A 10,935-nucleotide genomic window follows, 5' to 3' on the forward strand; every position below is an offset into this window, starting at 1 on the left:
CTCAAGGCGGCGGCGTTCGCCTATGGTCTCAACCTCGCCTGCCATTTCCTGTTGTATGGATTTGGCATCTTGCCCTACGATCTTGGTTCCGCGCTGGTCATAGCCAGCCTTCTGACGCCGCCGATCACCTTCTTTCTCGCCTCGGTTTCCTATGTGGCGGTCGGGTTTGCAATTCACGACCTCGGCGTATCGCGCGCCGAACTTCAACGGCTCAGCCGCACCGACATGCTGTCGGGTCTGGCCAACCGCCGGGCCTTTCTGGAACAGTTCGATAGCTGCGACAGGGAGAAATTCCTCCTGGTTATCGATATCGACCGGTTCAAACGGGTCAACGACAAATACGGCCACTCGGTTGGCGATCAGGTGATCGTCAAGGTCGCCGACATGCTGTCGGAAGTCTTTGGCGAGAACGGGGTTTGCGCGCGCATCGGCGGCGAGGAGTTCGCCGCGTTCAGCGCAGAGCTGAGTTTTTCGGAATTTGCCGTGCTCGGTGAACTGGCTCGTATCCGTATCGCCGGGATGCGGATCGATGCGGAGGTGGAAGACCTCTCGGTCACCGTCTCCGGCGGCATTGCCCGGGCTTTGCCGGAGCAGAAATTCGGCGAAGCCTTTTCACGCGCCGACAAGGCGTTGTATGCGGCCAAGACCGGTGGGCGCGACCGGATCGTGCTGTCTTACGAGACCGGTGAGGCGGAACCCGGTCAGTCGGACACAGCTGTCGCTTGAACCGCCAGTCCGGAGGATTGGTCCGGCGCTTTAACCTTCCAGTCCAAGCACGCGCTTCACCGCTTCGTGCGGCAGTGCCGGGACCAGGTTGCCGTCACGGCCCACCATGGTTTGGTTGGCGATCATGCTATTGAGGATTGCCTCCTCGGTGGCCTGCACCACGGCCTCGAAGAACGGATCGATGTCCTCGTCGGGGATGAAACGCACGGTGCGGATGGCGCCGCCGCCGAGATCCGACGCTGCGGTCGAGAACGCCAGGAACAGATCGCCCGAGCCATGGGTAGCCATGCCGCCGGTCCTGCCGATGCCGAAGCTGGCGCGCCGTGCAAGCCGCTTGAGTTGGTGCGGCAGAAACGGCGCGTCGGTGGCGATGATGGCGATGATCGAGCTCAGCTCGGTATCTTTGGTGTTGGTCACCATCGGTGGCAGGTCCGGGTCAGTGCCAATGTTTCGACCCAGCACGCTCAGATGCCGGCGCGTGCCGAAATTGGCCTGCACGAACACTCCGACCGTGAACTCTTCGTCCTCATAGCCGACCAGCCGCGAAGATGTGCCGGAGCCGGCCTTGAAGCCGAAACACTTCATCCCGGTGCCGCCGCCGACGCTGCCTTCCTCGATCGGCCCGCCGTGTGCGGCATCGATCGCGTCGAGCACATGCCGCGCCTCGACATGAAAGCCGTTGATGTCGTTGAGGAAACCATCATAGGTTTCAGCCGCCACGGGCAGCGCGAAATCGTCATGATAGCGCTCGGCCAGCCAGTCCACCGCCCAGCGGATCGTTGCATCGCGGGCGATGCCGCAGGAATGGGTATTGGTGATGGTGATCGGCAGTGCCATCTTGCCGGTCTCCTCGATGTAATGGGTACCGCTCAGTTCGCCATTGCCATTGAGACTGAAGAAGCCGGCAAACAGCGGCTCGTGGATGGTTTCGCGCGGGCGCGGCAGAATCGCGGTCACGCCGGTGCGCACCGGACCTGCACCCTGTTTGAGCACTCCGTCGCCCTCGATCAGGGTCGAATAGCCGACGCTGACGCCGGCAACGTCGGTGATCGCATTGCACGGTCCGCACTTGCCTTCGAGTGGCAATCCCAGCCCCCGCGCGCGCACTTTTCCGGAAGGGGTGGATTTCCAGGCTGGGGTCATGGGGTTGAGGGACATGGGGTGGGGTTCCTGCTCGGGTAGACGGGGCATTGCTGTGCGGCAAAGGGATGGCACGGCTTTGGCCAGGCGCGCAAGATGGTTGCGCACCAGGAGTACGGGGGCTGTCAATCTCAGGCTCGCATCAAAGGCTTCCGGTGAACCTTTGCTTGCAATCCGTGATCCTTTCTGATTCCACGCTCCCCATGGTTCAGCCTTGCGTCGTGCGGGTGTTGTGCCATGCGTCCCGCGTCAGGCGCGCGCCACACAATAGCCGGTCTGGCATGCGCGCATCGGTTTGGCGCAACCTTCGCCGGATATTCTGGCCTGTACCATGCCAAATTCGGCGGTTCCCGGTTGAAACCGGGCAGCCGGGCGCGCGGACTGATCGGTGACAAAAGGATGTCCGCGAGGGCGGCGAGACGAGGGTTTTGATGACTTCCGACACACCAAAAAAACATGTGGCCGTGCTGATGGGCGGGTTTTCCTCCGAAAGACCGGTCAGTCTGGCTTCCGGCAAGCCTTGCGCCGACGCGCTGGAAGGCGCGGGCTACAGGGTCACCCGGGTTGATGTCGGCAAGGATATCGCCGCTGTGCTGGCGGAGCTCAAGCCGGATGTCGCCTTCAACGCGCTGCACGGCCCCTATGGCGAGGACGGCACGATCCAGGGCGTGCTGGAATATCTGGGCATCCCCTACACCCATTCCGGCGTCACCGCGTCGGCCTTGGCGATGGACAAGCGGCTGTCGAAGATCGTCGCCAAGGCAATGGGCATTCCGGTGGCGGAATCGAAGGTGATGAACCGGCACGATTTCACCTCGGCGCATCCGATGGCCCCGCCTTACGTGGTCAAGCCGGTCAATGAAGGTTCGAGCTTCGGTGTCGTCATCGTCCAGGAGAACCAGTCGCATCCGCCGCAGGTGATTACCTCGAAGGACTGGAAGTATGGCGACGAGGTGATGGTCGAACGCTATGTGCCGGGCCGCGAACTGACCTGCACCATCATGGGCGACGTGGCGCTGGCGGTCACCGAGATCGTGCCGCAGGGCCACAGCTTCTATGATTATGATTCAAAATATGCCGCCGGGGGCTCGAAACATGTTTGCCCGGCGGAAATTTCACCAATTGTTTACCAAAAAATACGTAGGTTGAGTTTGAAGGCGCATCAAGCGATCGGATGTCGCGGCGTGAGCAGGTCAGATTTCCGCTATGATGACCGTTTCTCCGAGAATGGAGAGGTCATCTGGCTCGAAATCAACACCCAGCCCGGCATGACACCGACATCACTGGCGCCCGAAATGGCCCTGCAGGCGGGGCACTCGTTTGAAGAATTTGTCAGCTGGATGGTGGAGGACGCTTCGTGTCGTCGATGACGGAAAACAACGGCAGAGCCGCACAAGCGGTCACGGCATCGGGACGCGACGCGTTCCCGGGCGCGTTTGTTCTGCCGCGTTTTCTGCGCCGTCCGGCACGCTTTGTCGGCGCGCTCGCCACCGGCCGGGTCGAAATCCGTCCGCATGCAGGCTCGGTCGCGGCATTCGCCTTTCTTGCCGCAACCGGTTTTTACGGCATGTCGCTGGGCGGCCATACCTATGCGGTCACACAAGCGGTGACCACCGGCGCGGGCTTTGCGCTCGAGGACGTGATTGTCAGCGGCAATACTGAAACCTCGGACATCGACATCCTGCAGCAGCTCGGACTTGACGGCACCACCTCGGTGGTTGCCATCGATGCTCATGCGGCGCGCGAGAAGCTGTTGGAATTGCCCTGGGTTACTGATGCGCAGGTGCAGAAAATCTACCCGCGCGGCCTGTCGGTCTTACTGACCGAGCGCAAGCCGGTCGGCATCTGGCAGCATGGCGACATGCTGTCGCTGATTGATGTGCGTGGCGATGTGATTGCACCGTTGACCGGCGCGCGTCACGCCGATCTGCCGCTCTATGTCGGACTGGGTGCTGATCGCGCCGCCGACGAGCTCGAAGCGCGGCTTCTGTTTCATCCCGCACTGCGCGCCCGGGTCAAGGCGGCAATCCGTATCGCCGACCGGCGCTGGGACCTCCGGCTCGACAATGGCGTGACGCTGAGCCTGCCCGAAGACGATATCGGCGCGGCGTTGCAGCGGTTGGCCAAATTCGACGCGGGCCGGGATGTGCTGTCGCGCGATATCACCGCCGTCGACCTCCGGCTCGAAGACCGGGTGACACTGAGGCTCTCGGAAGCTTCGTTCGAACGCCGCAAGCAGGCGCTGGAAGCCCGGGCGAAAGCCATCAAGGCGGAGACGAAATCGTGAGCCTGTTCCGCCCCTCATCGGTACTGCCCCGGCTCAAGCCGCTGTCGACCAAGCGTGTCAGCATTGTCACTGTGCTCGACATAGGCTCGTCCAAGGTGGTCTGCATGATCGGTCGGCTGACCCCGGTCGAGGGCAGCGAGGTGTTGTCCGGCCGCACCCACAAGATCGAGATCATCGGGCTTGGTCACCAGAAGTCCCGCGGCCTCAAGGCCGGGGTGATCTGCGACATGGACGCGGTGGAAAACTCGGTTCGGCTCGCTGTCGATGCAGCCGAGCGCATGGCCGGCGTCACGGTCGAGAGCCTGATCGTCAATGTCACCGCAGGGCGGCTGAAAAGCGAAATCCATTCGTCCTCGGTCAATCTGGGCGGTCATGAGATCGCCTCGGGCGATCTCGCCAAGGTGGTCAATGCGGCAACGCGCCAGAGCCAGGGCAACGAGCGCGCCATCCTGCATTCGCTGCCCTCGAGCTACACGCTGGATGGCGAGCGCGGCATCAGCGATCCCGCCGGAATGTACGGCGATATCCTGAGCGTCGACATGCATGTGCTGACAGCGGACCGCGCGCCGCTCAAGAATCTCGAACTGTCGATCAATCGCGCCCATCTCACCGTCGAGGCGATGGTGGCGACACCTTATGCCTCCGGGCTTGCGGCGCTGGTCTCCGACGAAGCCGAAATGGGCTGTGCAACCATCGACATGGGCGGCGGCACCACCACGATCTCGGTGTTTTCCGAGGGCAAGCTGGTGCATGCCGATGCGATCGCTCTGGGCGGCCAGCATGTGACCATGGATCTGGCGCGCGGGCTGTCGACACGGCTTGACGACGCGGAGCGCATCAAGGTGGTGCACGGTTCGGCGCTGCCGCAGGCGGGCGAAGACCGTGATGTGATCTCGATCCCGCCGATCGGCGAGGACGAGCGTGATTTGCCGACCCATGTGCCGCGCGGACTGGTTTCGCGCATTGTCCGCGCCCGGGTCGAGGAAACTTTGGAAATGTTGCGCGACCGCATCCAGCAATCGGGCTACAGTTCGCTTGTCGGCAAGCGCATCGTGCTGACCGGCGGCGCCAGCCAACTTACTGGCCTGTCCGAATCGGCGCGGCGGATTCTGGCGCGCAATGTCCGAATTGGCCGGCCGCTGGGAGTCTCCGGACTGCCGGCTGCGGCCAAGGGGCCGGCTTTTTCCACGGCGGTGGGCCTGATGATTTATCCGCAGGTCGCCCATCTTGAAACACATGGCGCGGGCGAGGGCGGCTTTGCCGCCATGGCCGGCGCAGGCGGCCGCCTGTCCCGAATGGGGCAGTGGCTTAAAGAGAGCTTTTGAATCTACCGAATTGGCCCACGCGGCGGTGCGGCCAAGCGACAAGGAAGGAACGGGTGCCATGACCATCAATTTGCAGAAGCCGGACATCACCGAGCTGAAGCCGCGCATCACAGTGTTCGGCGTCGGCGGCGGCGGCGGAAATGCCGTCAACAACATGATCAATGCAGGGCTGCAGGGCGTCGACTTCGTCGTCGCCAATACCGACGCCCAGGCACTGACCATGTCCAAGGCCGAAAGGATCATCCAGCTTGGTGCTGCCGTGACCGAAGGTCTTGGCGCCGGATCGCAGCCGGAAGTCGGCCGTGCGGCCGCTGAAGAGTGCATCGACGAGATCCTTGATCATCTCAGCGGCACCCATATGTGCTTCGTCACCGCCGGCATGGGCGGCGGCACCGGCACCGGTGCAGCCCCCGTTGTCGCCCAGGCCGCCCGCAACAAGGGCATCCTCACCGTCGGTGTGGTCACCAAGCCGTTCCATTTTGAAGGTCAGCGCCGCATGCGGCTGGCCGAATCCGGCATCGAGGAACTGCAGAAATGCGTTGATACGCTGATCGTGATCCCGAACCAGAACCTGTTCCGCATCGCCAATGACAAGACCACCTTCGCCGACGCTTTCGCGATGGCCGACCAGGTGCTGTATTCCGGTGTTGCCTGCATCACCGACCTGATGGTCAAGGAAGGCCTTATCAACCTCGACTTCGCCGACGTCCGTTCGGTGATGCGCGAAATGGGCCGCGCCATGATGGGCACCGGCGAGGCTTCGGGCGAGGGCCGCGCAATGGCCGCCGCGGAAGCCGCGATTGCCAATCCGCTGCTCGACGAAACCACGATGAAGGGCGCGCAGGGCCTGTTGATCTCGATCACCGGCGGCCGCGACATGACGCTGTTCGAGGTTGACGAGGCAGCGACCCGCATCCGCGAGGAAGTCGATGCCGACGCCAACATCATCCTCGGCGCCACCTTCGACGAAGCGCTCGAAGGCCTGATCCGCGTCTCGGTCGTCGCCACCGGTATTGACCGGGTTGAAGGTGCAGTTGAACAGCGTCCGTCGATGACGGCGCCGCGCCCGGCCGCCCGGCCCAGCGTCAGCGCTCAGCCACAGGCCGCCCGTCCGGCTGCGGCCTCACAGCCTGCCACGGCGCCTGCCGCCAAGGATCAGGTGGCCGAAACCATCTTGTCAGCGGAAGCCGAGCTGGAACGCGAACTCGATATCGCAACCCAGATCGACCTTGCTGCAAAAGCGCAGGCCGCTCCGGCAGCCACCGCGCCGCAGCAGCCCGGTTTTCAGCCGCAAAGCCGCCTGTTTGCCGGCAATGGCGAGGTCGGCGCACCACAGCAGCCGTCGGTGAGCGCAGCGCCACGTCCCGCCGCGCCGGCTCCGCAGCAGCCGGCAGCAGCCGCGCCGGTGATGCGCACCGAAGCCGAAGCGATCCGGATGCCACGCGTCGAGGATTTCCCGCCGGTGGTCAAAGCCGAGATCGAACATCGCTCGCAGCCCCAGGGCCATGCCGATGAACGCGGTCCGATGGGATTGCTCAAACGGTTGTCGAGTTCGCTTGGACGCCGTGAAGACGACGGCACGCCTCAGTCGGCGCAGCCCGGCCAGGCGCCGCAGGCACGGCGTCCGTTGTCGGCAGAGGCCAGCGTTTACGCGCCGCGCCGCGGCCAGCTTGACGATCAGGGCAGGATGACCCCGCAGGCACGGGCGAGTCACGAGGACGAACAGCTCGAGATTCCCGCATTCCTGCGCCGTCAGAGCAAATGATTGTTCGGTAACATTGTGTAACATTTACGGTGTGGCGACTTTACGGTCGCCGCACCGTTTTGTTAACTAATTGTTAATATTGCGTAGTTCTAATTTTGGTCGTGTAACCGTATCGTAACAGAGCGAAAAAAAGCGTGATTTGGAAACTGGGAACCATCGCCTTATCTTGCAGATCGACGACAAGGGGATGGGGCAGTCAACCGCGTGGGGGTTACGTGGAATTGCTCCTGATGACTGAGGACTACATGGCCTTGATGGGTCGTGCCAAATAATGCGGGAAACGGCGGACCTTATGAGCAGCGATGTAGTAGGCCTTCAAACCACGATTTCGAGGTCAATTTCGTTATCCGGCATCGGTGTGCATTCCGGCGAAAACGTCTCCATTTCATTCCATCCCGCCGATCCCGACACCGGCATCGTTTTCAATCGCTCTCATTCATCCGGTGAGATCATCAGCGTTCGCGCTGTCTCCTCCCAAGTCGGCTCCACCGATCTTTGCACGCTTTTGGGCAGGGCTCCGGATCGCTCGGTTGCGACCGTCGAGCATTTGATGGCCGCGCTCTATGCGCTCGGCGTTGACAATATCTCGATCGATCTCGATGGCAGCGAAGTGCCGATCATGGATGGCAGCGCCGCCGTGTTCATCGATGCGATCGACAATGCCGGTCTCGTCAATCATTCGGTCAAGCGCCGTTACGTGCGGGTCATCAAGCCGGTCCGCATCGAAATGGGCGGATCGTGGGCGGAATTCAGCCAGCACAACGGCACCCGCTTCGAAGTCGACATTGATTTCGATTCGCCGCTGATCGGACGCCAGTCCTGGAAGGGTGAGGTCACCGCCGACACATTCCGCCGCGAACTGGCCCGCGCCCGTACTTTCGGCTTCATGCGCGATGTCGAGCGGCTTTGGGCCTCGGGCCATGCGCTGGGATCGTCACTTGAGAATTCGGTGGTGATCGGCGACGACGACAAGGTCATCAATGTCGAAGGCTTGCGCTACCGCGACGAGTTCGTGCGTCACAAGACGCTTGATGCGGTGGGCGATCTGGCGCTGGCCGGTGCCCAGTTCATTGGTTGCTACCGCAGCTATCGCGGTGGACACAAGCTCAATGCGCTTGCGCTGCGGGCTTTGCTGGCTGATCAGTCGGCCTATGAGGTTGTCGAGGCTCCCGCGCGCCGGAATACGGTTCGCCATGGCGAACTGGTGGCTGTCAACGCCGCAGCCTTTGCTCCCTGGGCTCTTTGAGCGGCCAAAGCCGGTTCATCCCACGCAATTCCGGTCTATAACCTTGTTTTTGAATAGGGTGCTTGCCACAAAATTGCGGCAAAGCGTCTTCATGACGTTGCGAAGTTCGGGTATTTCCGGATAGAAACGCGGGTCTGGTTCCGCGATGCGTTTGCATCTGCGGCAGTTGAGAGGTTTTGCAGGATGTACACTTCGGTCAAGGGCGGGCGCAGACGCGCGGTTAGAGTTGCGTTTTTTGTCGCCGGGCTGGCTGGCGTTTCGTCGGTTCTGACCAGTTGCCAATCCGATCCGGATATCGACATCACAGCCTATGCGCAATCCATCGAGCCTGCCGACGTGATTTACAATCAGGGGCTTGCCAACCTGCAGGCCGGGCAGTTGACCGAGGCCAGCCGCAAGTTCCAGGCCATCGACAAGCAACACCCCTATTCGGAATACGCGCGCAAGGCGATGGTGATGAGCGCCTTCACCAATTACCGGCAGGGACAGTATTCCGAGGCGATCAACACCGCGTCTCGCTATCTCAGCCTCTATCCCAATGACGAAGATGCGGCCTATGCGCAATATATCGTCGGGCTCGCCTATTACCGGCAGATCCCCGAGGTGACGCGGGATCAGCGCACATCGGCGCGCGCCATTGCGGCGTTTACGGAAGTGATCGAGCGGTATCCTGATTCGGAATATGTGGAAGATAGCCAGGCCAAGTTGCGCTATGCGCGCGACCAGCTTGCCGGCAAGGAAATGCAGGTCGGGCGCTACTATCAGGAGCGCAAGGAATATGTGGCTGCGGCCAACCGGTACCGCCAGGTGATCGAGCAGTATCCCAACACCCGGCAGGTCGAGGAGGCGTTGGCGCGTCTGGTCGAGACCTATTATGCGATGGGGCTGGAAAGCGAAGCACAGACGGCGGCGGCCGTGCTCGGGCATAATTTCCCCGACAGTCAGTGGTATGCGGATTCCTACAAGCTCCTGTAGACCCGCGGCCTGGGGCCGAGGGTAAACAAGGGCTCCTGGATTTCTCGCGCCGGGTCTCGCCTCGTCGGCGTCTGAAGCGGGCGGCGATGCTGGTTCAGCTGTCGATTCGCGATATCGTTCTGATTGAGAAACTCGATCTCGAGTTCGACGCCGGACTGTCTGTCCTCACCGGGGAAACCGGTGCGGGCAAATCCATCCTTCTTGATTCCCTTTCGCTCGCCCTGGGTGGTCGCGGCGATGGCGGCCTTGTGCGCCATGGCGCTGGCAAGGGGCAGGTGACGGCGGTGTTCGACGTTGCCTCTGACCATCCGGCGCGGCTGCTGTTGCGCGACAATGGCATAGACGATGATGGCGACCTGGTGTTCCGGCGGGTGCAATCCGCCGATGGCCGTACCCGGGTGTTCCTCAATGATCAGCCGGCGAGCGTGGCGCTGATGCGCGAGGCCGGCTTGCTGCTGGTTGAAATTCACGGTCAGCACGATGACCGGGCGCTGGTCGAAACCGATGCGCACCGGTCGCTGCTTGACGCCTTTGGCGGTCTCACCGATCGCGCCACCGATGTCGGGCGGCTGCATGAAAGCTGGCGCGAGGCGGAACGGACGCTGAAGACCCACCGGGCGAAAGTCGAGGCGGCGCGGCGGGAGGCGGATTTTCTGCGCTCGTCGGTGGATGAACTTGAAAAACTCCATCCTGGCGAAGGCGAGGAAGAAGAACTCGCCGAACGCCGGTCGCTGATGATGAAGGCCGAGAAGATGGCCAGCGACATCAACGAGGCCAATGAAGTGCTCAACGGCCAGGCTTCGCCGATGCCGGTGGTCAGCGGCCTGATGCGGCGGCTTGAACGCAAGGCCCAGGAAGCGCCGGAATTGCTGAACGACACCGTGGCAGCGCTCGATGCGGTGCTCAATGCGCTGGCCGACGCGCAAACCGCGGTGGAAGCCGCGCTCAGATCCGCCGATTTCAATCCGCGCGAGCTTGAAGAGACAGAGGAGCGGCTGTTTGCGCTCAGGGCCGCGGCACGCAAATACAATGTCCGCGTCGAGGCGCTGCCGGACCTGGCGGCGCAGATGGTGGCTGATCTTGGCGATCTCGATGCCGGCGAAGAGCGGCTGGCGGCGATGCAGGCCCGGGTCGGCGAAACCAGGGTGGCGTTCCTGCAAGCCGCCGAGCAACTCTCCGTGCGCCGGCACGAGACCGCCGAGGCGCTGACTGGCGCGGTGATGGCGGAATTGCCGGCGCTGAAACTCGAGCGAGCCGATTTCATCGTCGAAATGGCCAGCGATGCAGCCAATGCCGGGCCGACCGGGATCGACACGGTCGCCTTTCATGTGCGCACCAACCCCGGTTCCCGGCCCGGTCCGATCATGAAAGTGGCTTCGGGCGGCGAACTTTCGCGTTTCCTGCTGGCGCTCAAGGTGGCGCTGGCCGATCGCGGCTCGGCGCCGACGCTGGTGTTTGACGAGATCGATAC

General features: G+C 62.6%; 8 protein-coding genes and 1 pseudogene. 8 read left to right on the plus strand and 1 reads right to left on the minus strand.

Translation table 11 applies throughout. The features are described 5' to 3' along the window. Window positions 1–726: GGDEF domain-containing protein (locus tag ABJN75_RS14155; protein ID WP_348440226.1), on the plus strand; the 726-nt coding region annotated here is incomplete at its 5' end. A gap of 30 nt (window positions 727–756) precedes the next feature. Here the strand turns inward: ABJN75_RS14155 and ABJN75_RS14160 are convergent. Continuing rightward, window positions 757–1,884, minus strand: coding sequence for a P1 family peptidase (locus ABJN75_RS14160; protein WP_348440227.1), 1,128 nt, complete (start codon window positions 1,882–1,884; stop codon window positions 757–759). 413 nt (window positions 1,885–2,297) lie between these two features. Between ABJN75_RS14160 and ABJN75_RS14165 the strand changes: the two genes are divergently transcribed. The 7 genes and pseudogenes from ABJN75_RS14165 to ABJN75_RS14195 all read left to right on the plus strand — a co-directional run. Continuing rightward, window positions 2,298–3,236, plus strand: a complete 939-nt coding sequence (locus tag ABJN75_RS14165; RefSeq protein ID WP_348440228.1) for a D-alanine--D-alanine ligase — start codon at window positions 2,298–2,300, stop codon at window positions 3,234–3,236. After that, a complete protein-coding gene (locus ABJN75_RS14170; RefSeq protein WP_348440233.1) occupies window positions 3,233–4,153 on the plus strand; it encodes a cell division protein FtsQ/DivIB in 921 nt (306 codons plus the stop codon). Before ABJN75_RS14165 ends, ABJN75_RS14170 begins: the two co-directional genes overlap by 4 nt. Beyond that, on the plus strand, window positions 4,150–5,478 hold the full coding sequence (ftsA, locus tag ABJN75_RS14175; RefSeq protein ID WP_348440229.1) for a cell division protein FtsA: 1,329 nt from the start codon (window positions 4,150–4,152) through the stop codon (window positions 5,476–5,478). The genes ABJN75_RS14170 and ftsA overlap by 4 nt, the downstream gene beginning before the upstream one ends. A 58-nt stretch (window positions 5,479–5,536) precedes the next feature. After that, complete coding sequence (ftsZ, locus tag ABJN75_RS14180; RefSeq protein ID WP_348440230.1) at window positions 5,537–7,243, plus strand: cell division protein FtsZ; 1,707 nt, start codon at window positions 5,537–5,539, stop codon at window positions 7,241–7,243. 292 nt (window positions 7,244–7,535) lie between these two features. Then, entirely contained in the window at window positions 7,536–8,489 is a 954-nt protein-coding gene (gene lpxC / locus ABJN75_RS14185; RefSeq protein ID WP_348440231.1) for a UDP-3-O-acyl-N-acetylglucosamine deacetylase, read from the plus strand. 183 nt (window positions 8,490–8,672) lie between these two features. After that, a pseudogene (locus tag ABJN75_RS14190) lies at window positions 8,673–9,539 on the plus strand (outer membrane protein assembly factor BamD). A gap of 11 nt (window positions 9,540–9,550) precedes the next feature. After that, a partial coding sequence (locus ABJN75_RS14195; RefSeq protein ID WP_348440232.1) for a DNA repair protein RecN occupies window positions 9,551–10,935 on the plus strand: 1,385 nt, incomplete at its 3' end.

The sequence above is a fragment of the Hoeflea sp. genome, assembly GCF_039975035.1.
Classification (GTDB): domain Bacteria; phylum Pseudomonadota; class Alphaproteobacteria; order Rhizobiales; family Rhizobiaceae; genus Hoeflea.